The organism is Paenibacillus sp. FSL R7-0297, from assembly GCF_038009025.1.
GTDB lineage: Bacteria > Bacillota > Bacilli > Paenibacillales > Paenibacillaceae > Paenibacillus_AQ.
Genome location: NZ_JBBPAQ010000001.1, coordinates 2022546 through 2039561, shown reverse-complemented (window position 1 = coordinate 2039561; position 17016 = coordinate 2022546). Strand labels below are relative to the sequence as shown.

The 17016-nt window shown below is 56.0% G+C and carries 11 protein-coding genes; 2 read left to right on the top strand and 9 right to left on the bottom strand.

All coding sequences use genetic code 11. The annotated features are described in order from the left end of the window. Positions 1 to 159: 159 nt before the first annotated feature. From MKZ24_RS08985 to MKZ24_RS08965, 5 genes are read right to left on the bottom strand one after another with little or no spacing between them, the layout of a single operon-like run. Positions 160 to 894: a GntR family transcriptional regulator gene (locus tag MKZ24_RS08985; RefSeq protein WP_197072999.1), complete on the bottom strand. Its 735-nt coding sequence runs from the start codon at positions 892 to 894 to the stop codon at positions 160 to 162. Then, positions 894 to 1907: a sugar kinase gene (locus MKZ24_RS08980; RefSeq protein WP_042239782.1), complete on the bottom strand. Its 1014-nt coding sequence runs from the start codon at positions 1905 to 1907 to the stop codon at positions 894 to 896. Before MKZ24_RS08980 ends, MKZ24_RS08985 begins: the two co-directional genes overlap by 1 nt. Continuing rightward, positions 1900 to 2655, bottom strand: coding sequence for a 2-dehydro-3-deoxy-phosphogluconate aldolase (gene dagF, locus MKZ24_RS08975; RefSeq protein WP_340782230.1), 756 nt, complete (start codon positions 2653 to 2655; stop codon positions 1900 to 1902). Before dagF ends, MKZ24_RS08980 begins: the two co-directional genes overlap by 8 nt. Then, positions 2655 to 3761 carry a DgaE family pyridoxal phosphate-dependent ammonia lyase gene (locus MKZ24_RS08970; protein ID WP_340782228.1) on the bottom strand — a complete coding sequence of 369 codons (1107 nt, stop codon included), beginning with the start codon at positions 3759 to 3761 and terminating at the stop codon, positions 2655 to 2657. Before MKZ24_RS08970 ends, dagF begins: the two co-directional genes overlap by 1 nt. Further along, positions 3739 to 4791 carry an amidohydrolase/deacetylase family metallohydrolase gene (locus MKZ24_RS08965; RefSeq protein ID WP_042243558.1) on the bottom strand — a complete coding sequence of 351 codons (1053 nt, stop codon included), beginning with the start codon at positions 4789 to 4791 and terminating at the stop codon, positions 3739 to 3741. The genes MKZ24_RS08970 and MKZ24_RS08965 overlap by 23 nt, the downstream gene beginning before the upstream one ends. A 497-nt stretch (positions 4792 to 5288) precedes the next feature. Here MKZ24_RS08965 and MKZ24_RS08960 point away from each other — a divergent pair, with 497 nt between their 5' ends. Together MKZ24_RS08960 and MKZ24_RS08955 are read left to right on the top strand one after the other, a co-directional pair. After that, positions 5289 to 7622 (top strand): helix-turn-helix domain-containing protein, encoded by a 2334-nt coding sequence (locus MKZ24_RS08960; RefSeq protein WP_340782226.1) that lies wholly within the window; start codon positions 5289 to 5291, stop codon positions 7620 to 7622. Between the two features lie 556 nt (positions 7623 to 8178). After that, the gene (locus MKZ24_RS08955; RefSeq protein ID WP_340782223.1) at positions 8179 to 8706 is read left to right on the top strand and encodes a hypothetical protein; all 528 of its coding nucleotides are present in this window, start codon (positions 8179 to 8181) and stop codon (positions 8704 to 8706) included. Positions 8707 to 8777: 71 nt separating this feature from the next. Here the strand turns inward: MKZ24_RS08955 and MKZ24_RS08950 are convergent, their stop codons facing one another. The 4 genes from MKZ24_RS08950 to MKZ24_RS08935 form a co-directional block, all read right to left on the bottom strand. Continuing rightward, positions 8778 to 9794, bottom strand: a complete 1017-nt coding sequence (locus tag MKZ24_RS08950; protein WP_042239790.1) for a glycoside hydrolase family 130 protein — start codon at positions 9792 to 9794, stop codon at positions 8778 to 8780. Between the two features lie 2 nt (positions 9795 to 9796). Then, complete coding sequence (locus MKZ24_RS08945; RefSeq protein WP_340782218.1) at positions 9797 to 13012, bottom strand: alpha-mannosidase; 3216 nt, start codon at positions 13010 to 13012, stop codon at positions 9797 to 9799. 3 nt (positions 13013 to 13015) lie between these two features. Further along, on the bottom strand, positions 13016 to 15319 hold the full coding sequence (locus MKZ24_RS08940) for a glycoside hydrolase family 3 N-terminal domain-containing protein (protein ID WP_340782215.1): 2304 nt from the start codon (positions 15317 to 15319) through the stop codon (positions 13016 to 13018). 66 nt (positions 15320 to 15385) lie between these two features. Continuing rightward, on the bottom strand, positions 15386 to 16996 hold the full coding sequence (locus MKZ24_RS08935; RefSeq protein ID WP_340782213.1) for an extracellular solute-binding protein: 1611 nt from the start codon (positions 16994 to 16996) through the stop codon (positions 15386 to 15388). Positions 16997 to 17016 lie beyond the last annotated feature (20 nt).

Here is a 17016-nt window from a genome sequence, read left to right as displayed (position 1 = left end):
AACCATGTCATTTGAAAAGTTAAAATTCTCATTAATTCACTATGTTTTATTAAGTTTCCATCTTTCAAAAAAAAGACCCGCTGCATGCAGAAGGCGCGGGTGTCGAATATAAAGAAATCTATGTCCATGGTGTAGGAGATACTCATATCCTAAGCAGCTTCAAGTGTCGTAGCTGACCAGATAATGATGGAGCTCCGTATTATAGCAGCCGATGCTGTGTTCAATCAGTCTGCCTTCCCCATCGTAGGAGTTACGCAGTCGCTTGAGGACATGCGTTCCCGGCGGAAGCTCCAGCAGCAGGCAGACCTCAGGAGGTGCAGGTTCGACAAAGAAGCGGTCCTTGAAGTTCTCCAGCACGATGTCGTTCTCTTCCAGCGAGTCATACAGGGATTGGATATCGGTATCCATTCCTCTGGCTCCTCCGCCGGGAAGTGCGGCTGCCGTCAGGAAATGCATCAGATGAATATAAGGCTGTCCATTCAGAATATATAGACGTTCAATCCGCTGGCAATACGGCCCGTAGCGGGCGTATTCTTCCGTTCCGGCCTCGTTTGCGATGCGTTCGGAAGCCAGCAGCCTTTTTTCCAGCTTATGACCCTCTTCTACGAGCAGCTCCGTGAACCGTTTACCCTTGGAGAGCTTCTGATAGGAGGTATTGCGCGTCACAATCGTTCCGATGCCGCTTTTCTTCTGCACATAGCCTTCCTGGGACAGCTCCTGGACTGCGCCGCGGATCGTCATTTTGCTGACGCCGAATTCCTTTTCCAGCTGCGGCTCGGAGGGGATGATACTCCCCAGAGGATATACCCCGTGCAGAATCCGGTCTTTGAGGATTTTTTGAATCTGCTGATATAAGGGGCCTTGCTTGCGTTTCAGAGACACGCTTGGGTTCACTACCTTTCAACATCTAAGGTATGGCCACACAGCGCCCGGAGCACCTCACTCTCGGTAAAAAGCGCTGTATCGCCTTGGGTGGTATGGGCCAGCATCGCCGCCGCCGCTGCCATATCCACCGTCTGCTGCTGCGGGTACTGCTGCAATTCACCGTGGATGACACCACTGGTAAAGGCATCGCCGGCACCGATCCGGTCATACACTGGGAAGGTAAGCTTGCGGGAGAACCGGAACATCCCTTGATGATAGATATAGCCTGTCAGAGAATGCGTATTGTCAGCGTTAATCTCACGGTGGGTTCCCGCTGCCGTTCCGATTCCGAAGCGCTCCGCCACTTCGGGAATCGCTTGCTTTAACTGTGTTATTCTATCATATTCTCCCGTTCCGATGCCAAGGATAAACTGCGCATCCTTCTCATTCATCATCACCGTATCGGCCAGCGTAAGCAGTTCCTCATAGTGCGGGCGGGCCTTAGCATATCCATCCGCTCCCCATAGCGCCGGACGGTAATTGCAGTCGAAGACCACCTTGCCTCCGGCCCTCTTCACTTCCGCAGCCAGCTGCTTCATCTGCCGGCGCACGCCTTCATTCATCGCCAGCGTAATGCCGCATAAATGCAGGACGTCCACACGGGAGGCAAGCGCCGCCATATCATAATGGTCTGCCTCCGCAGTATTAAAGCTGCTGCCCAGCCGGTCTGTGTAGGTCACTCTGCCGGGGCGTGCTCCAAACCCATTCTCCAGAAAATACATCCCCAGGTGCTTGCCGCCCCGGCTGATCAGCGACGTGTCCACCCCAAGCTTGCGGAGATAGGCGATCGCCGCTTCACCTACCGGAGTTTCCGGCAGGGTGGTAATGAGTGCACCGTTGTGGCCGTATCTGGAGAGGGCCGCCGTTACATTCACCCCGCTGCCGGAAAAAGAATACTCCAGCCTGCTGCCCTGGGCCAGCGTCTCAACCCCCGGGACCTGCAGCCGCATCATCACTTCGCCAAAGGCTGCAATTCTAGGCATACTGGTCCACCAGCGATTTCATCGTACCCAGCAGTCTGCGGACATCCTGTACGTTCGTACTCCCGGTCTGCGGATCAATAATCGAGGAATAGACATGCGGGATCACCTGCGGCACGCCTGCCTGAAGCGCAATCTCCAGGATAGGTCCAAAGTTATCCAGGTCGATTCCGCCCGTTGGCTCCAGGGCAAATCCCGCTTCCCCGCAGGCCTTGGCCACCGCGCGGTATTCCTCCTCCAGCTTCAGTCCCTGCATCGGATAATATTTGAGCGCATTGCCGCCCATGTCACGCACCAGCGCAATGGCAGCATGAACAGGAACAATAGCATGCTGCACGACCCCCGAACTGACGGGACCGGTCGATATATTTACATATCCCGGCTGCCCGCAGGGAGAGACCAGACTGTTAATCCAGCTATCCTTCGCTCCCAGGTTGGCGCGGGTTGCCCCCACTGCCGGAAACACCTGATTGATATGGCTGCCCGCATAGCTCAAGGCAATCTCCGCCACAACGGACGCCTGGCGGTTGTCTCCAGCCCCGAGTCCGATCGATACGGCATCCTCAATAGATTGGCCATATTCCGTCATGGCAGCGGCCGCTTCCTGTGCGGTGGCATAGTTTTTGGAGAGCACGCCCACCAGCACATGCCCGTCCGCTGCTTCATACACATCCTTAGCATTGCCGATGCTGCCGGCCAGCACATTAAGTGCGGCTCTATTCTTATAGAAGCGCTGCTCAATCTTGCCCATTATTGTTTACCTCCCATAATTTCATTGATTCTGCTGACGATGACCTGAAGATCATCCCCTTGCAGCGGCCTTGGATCGATATCGAAATAGCCCTGCTTCACGCCATAGTCCCGGGTATACACCGCAATCGTGCCTTCACGCAGCCGGTCATTGACCGTCTTCGCATCCATTCCCGCCGCAGAGGCATCAATCTGGACCCGTCCACGAAAAATCGCTCTGCCCGCTTCATCCTGCACGATGCGGACGAAAACTCCGGGAAGGGCGGCCAGCGGCTGAAGAGCCTCCAGCGCCTGCTTTTCCAGCCCGCTGTTGTCAGCTTTATCCTGGTATTCCTCCAGTGCCTGCAGCAGTCCGAAGATGGTCTCCTTGCCGACCTTCATGCTGCGGCCGATGCCGTGCAGTTGTACCTTCAGCCATTCGATATACTTTGTTTTGCCGGCGACAATGCCTGAGGTCGGGCCTTCCACCGCCTTCGAGCCGCTGTAAATGGCCAAATCGGAATACCGGACATATTTGGACAGGTCCTCTTCCGCTGCCGCATCCACAATCAGCGGCACCCCTCTGCGCTGTGCAACCTCCCAGGCTTCCTCCACGGAGATCATATTCTTCTGGACGGCGTGATGGGATTTGACGTAGAGAATGGCTGCGGTACGCTCACCGATCGCCTGTTCGATATGCTCCTTGCGCCCTTCGTTGGCATATCCTGCTTCCACCACCCGGCCCCCGCCGAGGAATACCATGGTTTCGACCGGCGCTCCATATTGCACATTATGGCCCTTGAGTATAATGATCTCATTCTTCAGCACCGGCTCCTGGTGCAGGCGGAGGCTAAGCCTCGGGTCTCCGGTCGTCACAATAGCTGCTACCGACAACGCAATGCCGCTGGATGCCGAGTTTACGACAACCGCCCCTTCCGCCCCAAGCAGCCGGGCAATGTACGCCCCGGATTTGTCCACAAGGTCCGCAATTTCCGCGTACTGCTGCCCGCCCTGCTTCATTGCCTCCATGACTGAATCCGTCGGCGCGGAGACCCCAAGAATGCTCATTCTTCCGCTGGCATTAATTACACGCTTCAATCCATATCTAGCCTGTAATGAGTGATCCATTGACATAGACTCCTTTAGCCTCAATATAGTGGTGTGCGGCCCGGACATCGCCTTCCGAGTCCGTAAGCTGCTTCTCGCCTGCTTGCAGGGCAAATAAGGTCAGGTTCGCCTGCTGCCCAACTCTGATCCGGGCGAGCTCCGGCTTGCCCAGCCATTCCGCTGCGCTGGTAGTGACCGCACGGATGACCTCCTCCAGACTGTAGCCGAGATAGAGGAATTTCGTCAGCAGGTTCGACATGCTGTATACCGGCCCGTTCAGACGGTTGCCCCGGTAAATATCCGTACTGATCGTATTCAGCGCGATGCCTGCCGCCTTCGCCTGTTCAGCCACCCGGAAGGAGAAGCTCGCCGTGCCATGCCCCACATCCAGATGAACGCCCCGGGCAACTGCATCCAGCAGCCCTTGCAGCGGCGCACCGTCTTCCTCAAACAGATTATTGGGTTTGCCGTTAAGATAATGAGTGATCACATCACCCCGCTGCAGCAGCTCCAGCACTCCGGAGACCGCCGGCGGAGCGGAGCCGATATGCACCATCAGCGGAAGCCCCGTCTCCTCCGACAGTGTGCGTGCCAGCTTAAGCGGCTGTATGCCGCTGTCCTTGACGACACTCTGGCTGATGCGGGCTTTCAGACCGACAATGAATCCGGGATAGGCGGCTGCCGCCTCCAGAACCTTGGTCCGGTCGATCCATTCCAGCTGCGACAGCTCATCGGTCCGCTCCAGCCCGATTCTCGAGATATTCAGCAAAGCGAACACCTGGGTGGCCGCCTCCAGACTCCGGGTATAGAAGTCTCCGATCCGGTCTGCACCGCAGCTTCCGGCATCCACCAGAGCAGTTACCCCCTGCTTCACTCCAATTTCGTCAATCTCATCGCCGTAAGGATGCAGCTCCGGTACAGCATGCACATGCAGATCAATCCATCCGCTTGATACAAATAACCCGGAACCGTCCAGCAGGGTTTCTCCTTCAGCCTGGCCTGGCGGTGTAATGGCGGTGATGATCCCGTCACGGATGGAAATATCAACCATCTGCCCGTCAACAAGCTGCAAATTGCGCAGCACATTCTCTGTGCCCACTCCTCCATCTCCTTCTCTAACCTGGATATACAAGCGCCCTCTAAAAAATGGTTAATGACATGAAACCTTTACATCCTTATATTTAACAAGTAGAAACGGCTTTGCCGTCCTTATAAAGGATGGCACCGTTTCAGCGAGAAATAGAAGGATCATTTATAACGTGAAGATATAAATTCTTATATTTCAAGTAGAAACGGCTTTGCCGTCCTGAAGAAGACGGTGCCGGTTCTGGCGGAAATATAAGGATGCTAGGTCCAGGGAAAAGTATCGACCCTTTTATTTTAAGAAACCTGAGACGCTACTCCATTCTAAAGATTATAATGTTATAATGTTTATACTAGCATAGATGCAATCCGGAAGAGAACAGTGATTTATAATTCAAAGATTTCTATAAAGATTTCTGTAAAGATTTCTAATCTGAATATTTTTAACACTGGAGGGTCCGCTTCATGGTAAATCAAGCAATCAAGCCATCCTTACTCAACCGCTTCCGGCTCAGCTGGAATCATTTCAAATCAAGGCTGCTGCTGAAATATGCATTTTCCTACATTCTCATGTTCCTGGTTCCTCTGACAGGTGTAACTATCTTTGTCTATGAAAACGCCGTCAAGGGCCTGCGTATGGAAATTGAACAATCCAATGTCAATCAGCTGAATCAGGTGAAGAGCACGATAGACGACCGTATGAATGAGCTTCAGGAAATAGCGGGAAGAATCGCCTATGACAAGCATCTGACTCCTTATATGGTGCGGCATCCCTACTACAGCCTGGAGGCCATTCAGGCACTGGCAAATTATAAGGCCAGCAGCAGCATTGCAGAGGATTTGTTTCTCTATTTCCATGAAGATTCCAACATTTATTCTTACCGGGGCCTGGCTGATCTTCATGTCACCTTCAGTACCCTCTATCAGTTCGAGCGCTGGAGCCCGGAAGACTTGCGGCAGGACTTGAATGAGGCCCGGCAGCCGATGGTCCGTCCCGCCGAGAATGTGACGGTTAATTCCCGCATGGAGCCGATGCTCGCCATGCTTGTACCCGTGAAACCGAATGACCCGTTCCCTTACGGGACAGTCGTCTATTTGATGAAGGAATCCAATCTTACGGGAGTTATGGATTCGATTCTGAGCGATTTCTCGGGAAGCAGCTATATTTTCGGCCCCTCCGGCGAGGTGCTGACCGCGAACAGTCACGGCGCCAGCCTTCCCCAGAACGAGCTTAAGAATATATCCGCACTTGAGCCGGGGATTCATAATCTGGTGCTGGACGGGGAACAGTACTCCGTCGTTTCTGTACAGTCGGAAGAAAATGGCTGGACCTACGTGACCACGATGCCCAGCTTCCAATTCTTCAGCCGTGTCGCCCATGTCCAGACCCTGATCCTGATCGTCTTCTGTATTGCAGTCATTACCGGCATAGCTGCCGCACTGCTGCTGGCCAAACGGCAGTATCATCCGATCCGGGACCTGATGGAATTCGCCAAGCTGCGAGGCAGCGGCAATGACACTTCCAAGCTCCGGAATGAATGGGAGTCGATCCGGCAGACACTTCATGATTACAGTGCCAGAATTGATCTTCAGGAGCCGTTCGTCCGCAATCAGTGCATGTTGCTGCTGCTCAAGCACGGCAAGCCGGATGATCCCGAAATTGAGCAGATGATCCTCAGTGCAGGCTTCAGGCATCCGCAGGGACAAGGCCTCTATTTCTCGGCCATTCTGTCTTGGGATGACGCCCCTGGCGGCAATTCCTGGCAGGAGCGCCATGTGCTGCAGGAGATGCTCAGCAATATCTGTCTGCCGGGACCGGGTGCTCAGATCTTCGGGATTGAATTCTCGGTCAAGGACCAGTTCGCCCTGATTATTTCACTCCCCGGCGATGAAGACCTGCCGGTTCAGAGCCGGATGGAGCAGGTTATTGAAGCGGTTCAAGCCGTGATCCGCGAGCATTCGCAGCTCTCTCTGAGTATCGGTGTCGGCATGGCCTACCGAGATTTGGCCCGGCTTAACCAGTCCTTCATCGAAGCTGCCGCAGCTCTGGAGCACCGGATGATCCGGCGCAGTGGACAGGTCACCTACTTCGAGCAACTGGCCGAGCTGAGTCTGCCTGCTGCCGAGAGCTTCTGGATTCCGCGCAAATCCATGCTGAAGCTGGAGCAGAGCCTGAAGCAGGGCAACGAATCCGTAGCCGTCCAGATGATTGCCGACACCATTGACACGATTAAGGATGAACCGCTTCAGGTTCACCTGCTGCGCTGTATCTGCTTTGATCTGCTGAACGCTTTTCTGCGCACCGCCTCCGAGCTTGGCATGGACGAGGTGTTCGCCAATATGCCGGAGCTGACCTCCTTCGAGACGCTGGAGGAGCTGGAGAGCCGCCTGCTCGCTCTCGCCGCTGCCATCTGCGCGCAGGTCGAGCGGAATACGGAGACCAACGAGTCTTCTTTAATGGACGATATTCTGGCTTATGTGGACCAGCAGTTCGCAGACTACACCCTCAGCCTGGAGCATGTGGCACTCAAATTTGCCATTTCAACCTCTTATTTAAGCCGGAGCTTCAAAGAGAAGACCGGCAGCAATTTCTCACAATATATCTGGCAGCGGCGTGTGGATGAGGTCATCCGGCTGTTGGTGAATACCAGCGCTCCGCTCAAGGAAATCATTGAGCAGGTGGGCTATCTGGATGCACCGAATTTCATCCGCAAGTTCAAAAAAGAAACCGGTCTGACGCCGGGGCAGTACCGCAAGGAACATACCTTGAAGGGGACTGCTGCGAAAAGACCGGTTTAAGCGGGCGGAGCTTCCGCCCGACCTGTCTGAATAGACTAAGCTTAAAGATTGTGGCATACAGCCAATCCTTCACCCTGTGAATAGTCGCACTTCCGGGCGGAGCTTCTTTGACCCCTGTGAACAGCAGACTTCCGGGCAGCGGCTGCTGCGCAGGAATTCCCTGGTGTCATCCACTTTTCGCGGCAGAAATCGGGTAACTTTGTATAAAATCCTGCACATAATGCAACATTGCCCTCATCCTATCCACCCGAACCCGGAATTGTTGCACAAAACGCAGGATTGTACCTATCTTAGACGGTTTAGCAGGGATATTCTTGCATTCTGTGTAACAATCCGCCCGTCCACCTGGCTATCTATGAACCGAAGCTGCAAAACGTGCAACATTTATGTCCATAGTGCCTATGATGTCTATGACGCCTATTAAGCAGTTCCATTCTGCCGGGAACGAGTCATGCGCCCGCTTCGCGCCAGCACATTATGTTCGGTTTTTCTGTGAAAATACTTCTGGCACAACCTGCGATAAACGCACGGCCTACGCGGCGCTCCCAGTCCAATTGTGTTCGGTTTTTCGATTACATTCGGCCTACGTGGCGCACCCAGTCCAATTGTGTTCGGTTTTTCGATTACATTCGGCCTACGCGGCGCTCCCAGTCCAATTGTGTTCGGTTTTTCGATTACATTCGGCCTACGCGGCGCTCCCAGTCCAATTGTGTTCGGTTTTTCGATTACATTTGGCTTACGTGGCGTACCCAGTCCAATTGTGTTCGGTTTTCCGATTACATTCGGCCTACGCGGGGCGTCCAGTCCAATTGTGTTCGGTTTTTCGATTACATTCGGCCTACGCGGCGCTCCCAGTCCAATTGTGTTCGGTTTTCCAATTACATTTGGCTTACGTGGCGTACCCAGTCCAATTGTGTTCGGTTTTTCGATTACATTTGGCTTACGTGGCGTACCCAGTCCAATTGTGTTCGGTTTTTCGATTACATTTGGCCTACGCGGTGCACCCAGTCCAATTGTGTTCGGTTTTCCGATTACATTTGGCTTACGTGGCGTACCAGTCCAATTGTGTTCGGTTTTCCGTTAAAATATGTTAAATAAATAAAAGGACGATGTTCTGTTTTTCCATTCCACTTTTTTAAATCTGACGCTGAACAGTTACTTAGCTTCCTTAAGAATATGCTCTACCAGCTCATCCAGCGGAACGGTCGCGAGCGCAATCGCCGTGTCCGTTACCCCGTAATAAATGTAGAGCAGCCCGTCCTTGACCACGTTGCCGGTCGGGAAGATGACATTCGGAATCTGGAACCCGAATTTCTCATAGTAGGTCTCCGGCTCCATAATGAAATTATGCGTGCGGGCAATGATCTTCTCCGGCTGCTCCAGATCTAGCAGCATCGCTCCCACACGGTAGACAATATCCTCATCGACGCCGTGATAGAGCACCAGCCAGCCCTTGTCTGTACGGATTGGAGGCGTGGAGCCGCCGATCTTCCGCGACTCCCAAGACAGATTCCCGGCGGTGGCGAGCAGCTTGGGCTCCTCCCAGTTCACCAGATCCTCGGAGTAGGTAATCCACATGGCCGCCTTCTCGGTTCCGTAGGCTTCGCCCACATATTCCTCAGGACGGCGCAGCAGCACGAATTTTCCATTTATTTTCTCAGGAAACAGAATGTTGTCCCGGTCATTGATATCCAGTGGCGTCGTGTCCGCCACAAACTCCCAGTCCAGCAGATTGTCCGACTTCAGGATGGAGGAACGGGTCAGCCAGTGGCCCTCCTCTTCTCCCCAGCCATCCGGGTAGGTTGGAATAGAGCGCTCCGGGACGCCTGCCCCGGTAGGATAATAGCTCATGGCGCAGGGGCGCAGGGCGTAGTTCAAATAGAAGGTCCCGTCGATTTTGACAATCCGCGGGTCCTGCACGCTACCATACGGGAAACCGAGCATATCGGGCGTCACAATCGGCTCATCCTTCACATGGGTAAAGTTCACCCCGTCCTCGCTCGTAAGGAGGCCCAGGTAATTCTTGCACGGGGTCAGGGAACCGGCGGTGCGCTCAATCATATAGAATTTGCCGTTGTCGATGATGACCGCAGGATTGAAGACCGTAACCTTGCGCCATTCATAGCCGCCCGGGACGACTATAGGATTATTCGGATGTCTAGTAATTTGCATGTCTATTCCTCCTGCGAATAAGTTTCGTGATATAGTTTGACCGTCTGGACCTCATAGGGCCGGAAGGAGAGCGAAATCACGCCGCCGGAAGTCACCACGGAGCCTGCATCGCTCTCCAGCAGATTAACCTGCGAAGCGCGGATGTCTCCGTCCCTCCAGTCCAGTTCAGCCGTCTCTCTGCTGCCTGCGGATTCATACAGCCGGACAATAACTCCGCTGCCGTCCTCTGCACGCTTGATCGTATCCAGCATGACATGACGGCTCTGGAAAGCGAGCCAGGCATGAGTGCTTGGATAACGGCCTGCATGCGGCTCCTCGCTGACCACCTGCAAGGGGGCATTCAGCTCTGCCGCTTCGCGCACAACCCCAGCCTGACGCCATTCCCCGCCGTGCGGATACAGGGAATACGTAAATTCATGCTCACCCTGGTCCGCATAGCGGTCAGGCCAGCGCGGGGAGCGCAGCAGCGACAGGCGCAGCACCCTGTCATGAATGTCATAGCCGTATTTGCAGTCGTTCAGCAGACTGACGCCATAGCCGCCCTCGGACAGATCCGCCCAGCGATGGCCGCAGACCTCGAATTGCGCCTGCTCCCAACTGGTGTTGCGGTGCGTCGGACGCTCCAGTGACCCGAACGGAATTTCATACGTAGCCTTCGCGGCCACAATGTCGACCGGAAAAGCGACCTTCAGCAGCTTATGCTCCTCCCTCCAGCTGACCCGGGTCTGGAAGTCCACCCTGCGGCCTTGCATGGGCAGCGTAATCTCCTGCTCAATCAGGGATTCATTCAGCTGCCAGCGGAATTTCAGCACCGTCAGCACAGGGCCGCTGGTGACAACCTGCCGGTCCAGCAGCTTCGCCTTGCCCGCAGGCTGCTGTTCATAACGCGGGTCAAGATCCCAGGCATCCCACAACGGGGGAGTGTCATGATAGAACTGTAGCTGATTGCCGGTCTGGCCGGGCTGCAGCAGCTCCCGGCCTGCGCTTTTGTCAACCCAGCGGCTGATTTCACCGTCTTCGTTAAAGGTAAGAATGTAATGGTCCGTCTCCCATTGTTCGGGGAAACTATCTCGCGCAGTTAAGGGAGCAGCCTCCTGCCCGTGCCACCCGCCGACAGCATCTGCCTCCAGATCAGGGCGTATACCGGCAGGCGCAGCAGCCTCCCGCAGCCAGAAGGTCCGGCAGCCGAAGGCAGGGACCCTGCGGACCCGAACAGCCAGGATATAGCCGGCTCCGGCTCCGGCTGTGTTCCAGCATTCGCTCTCCAGCAGGCCGTCCTCATCGAACGCTTGCAGTGCCATCAGGCTGCAGCCTCCCTCCAGCCGGATCACCTCCGTCCGTTCCCAGCCCAGACTGTTGAAGACCACATAGGGACGGCCCTCACCCGCAGTATTCACTTCTCCTGCCAAGGCACGGAGCGAGGTATCCAGCACCTGCTGGCCCAGGCGGAAGATCTCCGCGTACTCCTCCCGCGAGGTGGTGTACACCTCGGGAATGGAGGTGCCGGGAATGATGTCATGGAACTGGTTGAGCAGCAGCAGCTTCCAGCCTTCGGCCAGCTCCTCCTGCGGCTTCACCAACTGCTTCCGCTCCTGCGCCGGTTGTACAGGCTCCGGATGACTATTCTTCTGCGCGAGCACACTCCAGATCTCCGCTTGACGGTATAAGACCTCCGCCTTGCGGTTGCTGCGCTTATTGAACGCATGGGTCGTGAAGGTGCCCCGGTGAAGCTCCAGATAGAGGTCGCCATGCCATGCCGGAAGCTCCGGCTGGCGCGAGCCGACTCCTGAGAAGAATGCCTCCGCCGTAGAGAATCGGCTGACCGGCTGGCCCGGCGCGAGACCGGTGCGGGCCACATATTCCAGCATCTCGTGGGTAACCCCGCCTCCGCCGTCGCCGTGGCCGTAGAGCAGCATCAGCTCCTCATGCTCTTCCTTCAGGTCATAGGCCTGCCAGTGCTCCTGAACATCCTTCGGATGGGTATGCTCGTTCACCCCGTGGTTCTGATAGGCCACGATCTTCGTTCCGTCAATGCCGACCCAGTGGAACAGCGTATGCGGGAACGGGTTGGTATCATTCCAGCCGAGCTTGGTCGTCATGAAGTACTCAATTCCGGCCTGCTTCAAGAGCTGCGGCAGAGAAGCACAATAGCCGAAGGTATCCGGAAGCCATTCAATCGTGGAATGCTTGCCGAATTCCTCCATATAGAAGCCCTGGCCGTAGAGCATCTGCCGTACCAGTGATTCTCCGCCGGGGATGTTCAGATCCGGCTCCACCCACATGCCGCCGACCAGCTCCCAGCGCCCTTCGGCAATCCGTTCCTTAATCCGCCCGTACAGCTGCGGATAGTGCTCCTTGGCGAAGGCATACAGCTGGGGCTGGCTCTGGGAGTAACGGAACTCCGGATATTTATCCATCAAAGCGCAGACCGTGGAGAAGGTCCGGCTGACCTTGCGGACCGTCTCCCGGACCGGCCACAGCCAGGCGATATCGATATGCGACTGGCCCACCATGTGCATCGTCCCCGGGTGCAGCCCCGCAGAGCGTTCCGCCGCCGCTTCCGTCCGCAACTGCTGCTCCGCTGCAGTGACGGCATCGCCGTCAAGAAGCAGCTCCTCCTTCATATAGAGCGTGTCCATCACCCGCTCCAACGCCTTCAGGCTGCGGATGCGGCGCATATCCCCCTCCGGCAGCAGCAGGGCTGCTTCATGCACGATTTTCACTGTATGCAGCAGGCTGAACACCGACGGGTTCACCCGCACCAGCGTGATTTCAATCTCTGTAAGCGGCGGCTTGATCACCGCCTGGCGGTTCAGCGGGTCCTCCGGCTCAGGCACCGGATCATACAGCTCAATCTCCAGCTGAAGCTCTCCTCCCGCAGTACCGGGCGGCAGCGGAATGAACCAGTGATTGCTGTCCAGGCCATGGTAGGGTGCTCCATTAATCTTCAAAAGGCCTTCCCCGCGCCCCAGATAGAGCAGCGCGGCTTCTTCCGGCGCCCAGTCTCCCGGAACCGTGATCTCCCGCTGAAGGAAATACGTGGTTCCATAACCGCCGTCCAGCCGTGAAATGCTGTAATTCAGGTGAAGCTCCTCTTCATGTTCATAGTTCCCCGGAGTAAGATAGCGGGACCTCTGCATACTCCATTCCGCAAGCTCTATCTTCTCTGCCCACTGCCGCTTGGCCAGCCACAAGGTGAACCGGTTCATACGCTTCATGGCTCAGCTCTCCTCCCTCACATGGAGCGGTGCCGTCAAGTACTCTACGGAGTGCGGACCTGCCATCACCGCGAATTCTCCCGCTTCCACGATCCGCGTTAAATCCGCAGATACATACTCCAGCTGCTCCCGGCCCACGCTGAACGTCACCGTCTGCGTGTCTCCCGGCTGGAGGCTGATCTTGCGGAAGCCCTTGAGCTGCTTCTCGGGACGGGTAATGGAGGAGGCCAGATCGGAAATATACAGCTGGACCACCTCGCTCCCCGCCCGGTCTCCGGAATTGGTCACATCCACGGAGACAAGCGCCTGCCCGTCCGCAGATATCACGGAAGGCTCCACCTTCAGGTTACTGTATGCAAATTCGCTGTAGCTGAGGCCGTAGCCGAACGGATACTCGGCATGGAAGTCCGTCTCCAGATACCGTTTGCCTCTGGTCCGCCGTTTATAGTAATAGACCGGAAGCTGACCCACATGCTTCGGAATACTGATCGTCAGCCGCCCGGAAGGGTTCACCTCGCCGAAGAGAATATCGGCAATGGCATGCCCGCCTTCCTGGCCCGGATACCAGGCCTCCAGAATGGCATCAGCATGCTCTACAATCCATGGCTCGGCAATCGGACGCCCGTTGATGTAGACCACAATCAGCGGCTTGCCCAGCTTATGAATCTCCTGTGCCAGCTCAAGCTGTACGCCCATCAGATTCAGCGTGGCCCGGTCGATGCCCTCGCCGCATTCCATATCGCTCCAGGAATGCTCAGTCACGACTGAAGCACCGGTAAGCAGATCGATTGTGCCTTCCCCGAAATCTCTGGCACTGGAGCCGCCAATCGCCAGCACAACGGCATCAGCCTCTGCGGCACAGGCCAGCGCATGGGCGAAGCCTTCCCGGGAATCGCCCTTAATCCGGCAGCCGGGTGCATACAGCACCTTGTCCGCACTGCCGCCCAACGCCTGCCGGATTCCCTCAAGCACAGTGACAATCGCGCCTTTGGGCTGCGGCGAGGTATAGTCGCCCAGCTGGTTATACGGCGCATCCGCATTGGGTCCGATTACCGCAAGCTTCGGAATCTGCTTGCTCAGCGGCAGCGTTCCGTTCTCGTTCTTCAGTAGAATGATGCTCTCTCCGGCGATCCGCCGCGCCAGCTCCCGGTGCTCCGGCTTGCCGATCGTCTGCCCGGCCTGCTCAGGATCGGCGTAGGGACGGTCGAACAGCCCGAGCTTGAACTTCAGCTCCAGAATCCGGGCGGCCGCGCGGTCCAGATCGGACTCCTGCAGCCGTCCATGCTCGATAGCGGCCGCGATGTGCTTCTCGAACATTTCGCCCGACATCTCCATATCGATGCCGGCGAGGAGCGCCTGGGCCACTGCCGTCTCCCCGCTACCCGCGGTGTTATGCCCGCTTGTCAGCATCCCCAGCGCTCCGCAATCCGTGATCACGAAGCCCTCGAAGCCCCACTGCTCTCGCAGCACATCCTGCAGCAGATAACGATTCGTCGTGCAGGGCACGCCGTCAATCTCGTTATAGGCTGTCATAATGGACAGCGCTCCGGCCTCCACCGCTTTGCGGAAGGGCAGCAGATCGACTTCATGCAGCTCCCGGAGTCCCATATGCACAGGCGCTGAATTCCGCCCGCCTTCCGAGCTGCCATAGGCGGCGAAATGCTTCAGGGTCGCCATCACGGAATCCTCCGCATCCAGCCGTTCTCCCTGCAATCCCTTCACCGCCTCCACGCCCATCACGGCGATGAGATAAGGATCTTCACCAAACGTCTCCTCCGTACGCCCCCAGCGCGGATCACGCACTACATCCAGCACCGGCGAATAGGTGGCCGCTCCGCCCTGGCTGCGGGTCTCCAGTGCCACTGCCCGGCACATCTCCCGGTACAGCTCCGGATTCCACATGCTGCCCAGAGCCAGCGGAACCGGAAATACGGTCGCGCCGATCGCCATATGTCCGTGTGAGCACTCCTCCCCGAACAGAATGGGAATCCCCAGCCGGCTCTCCTTCATCGCGTAGGCCTGAATGGCATTCACCGCCTCTGCTCCTTGCTTCGGGGACAGGCCCGTCTCCAGGGTAACGCCGGTCCACGGGTCTGCACGCAGCGTTCCATACAAGGAACCGACACCTCCGGCTGCAACCTGGCGCTTGAAAGCTTCTGTCATACCTGTAGTTCCGTCAGGGTGCTTCTCATAGCACTGCCAGCCGAAAGGCTGGACTAATTGTCCAGCCTTCTCTCCAAGGGTCATGCGCTGCAGCAGGTCCTGTACCCGATCGGTCACAGGGCGCGCTTTATCCTTATAGATCATTTTTACAGCACCTTTCTGCATTTAGACATTCATACCGCTCTTTAGCGGCACAACAGCGGATGAAATTTAGTTGGTTTTCCAGCGGTCATAAGCAGCCTGGTTGATCTCGGCTACACGCTCTCCGCCCATTTTCTTAACCGTCGCCACATAATTATCCCACCCCGTAAGCGGCTCGGCTCCGGTAATGAACTTCGCTTCCATCTGCTTCACATACGTGCTCAGATCCGAATTCAGGCTGCTGATCTCGGTCTGTTCTTCCACGGTGAGGAACAGGGCCGGGAACGGAATCCGTGCGCCTTTATCCAGTAGCTTCTGCTTGGTCTCCTGTTCTACCCAGAGGTCAAAGTCTGTCTTCAGTCCCTTGTTGATATCATCCATGGACAGAGTTGGCGCAGGAATACCGTAGTTAGGCGTCAGCGTGGCCCGGTAATCTTCCATTTCCTTGCCGTCTGGTACAGGCAGGTATTGCTTGACCCGGTTGTCTTTGTCGGTGTATTCCCAGAGAACACCCTCCGGCCCTTTATTGAAGAACAAGGCACCTTCATAGGAGTAGAGATAATCTACCCAGCGCAGTGAGGCCTCCGGCTCCGGATTGCTGTTCGTAATGGCAAAAGCGCCGGTTGTAATCCCTCTGTTCTTGGCAATCGCCGGCGCATCCACCGATTCGCTGCGGACTGGCGCAAACATCGGATCAGACGTCGAAGGCTCTCCGCCCTTGGTCATATAAGCATGCCAGTCGGAGAAGAGAGCGACGCGGTTGTTCTGCGCTTTGGCCTTCTTCTGCTCCGCTGTCTGCGAGAAGCTCTCGTGATCCAGCAGCTCCTCGGACCACAGACGGTTCATATAAGTCAGATACTCCTTGTAGCCTTCTTCCAGCGGTGTATAATGCACCTTATCCGCATCGTCTACATAAATTTCCTCCTCATAGATCCCGAAGGCTCCCAGCAGCCAGGTACGGATATCGCGGAGGTTCGCAGCGGCTGTCGTAACTGAGGAAATCGGAAGTTCATCAGCAATGCCATTGCCGTTCGGATCTTCCTCCTTCACACGCTTCAGATAGGTATACAGCTCCTCTGTTGTTTCGGGAAGCTTGTCAATATTGAGCGCCTTCAGGAAATCCCCGTTATACCACATCGGGTTGCGGTACCAGTGCTGGCTGAATTCCACCACCGGCAAGGAATAGATATGCCCGTCCGGGGCTGTGATCGATTTGCGGACATCCGGGTACTCCTCCAGCAGCGCTTTGAAGTTCGGGGCATACTCTTCGATCAGGTCCTCCAGAGGGATCAGGATACCCTGCTCTCCATAATTCATCTGTTCTGCAGTCGTCAGACCCGCTGCGTAGAAGATATCCGGGTAATCCCCGCTGGCAAACACCAGGTTCTTCTTCGTCTCGAAGCTGTCCTTCGGCGCGTTCTTATATTCCATAGTAATGCCGGACATCTCCTGCATCTGCTGGAGCACCGCCATATTCTCCCAGTTCTGAATTCCTACATCCGGCGCTGTGAGCGTCAGTGTTACGGGCTGATTCACAATCGGAAAGCCTTCCTTGTTCACAGTAACTTCGCCGCTGCTGTTATTCTTGGCCCCTTCGTTTGAATTGCCGCAGCCTGCCAGCAACGTCAGGATCATAGCCGAAGACAGCAGAAGCTTCCATGGTTTACGTGTGGTTTGCATTGATAATTCCTCCCCTATGT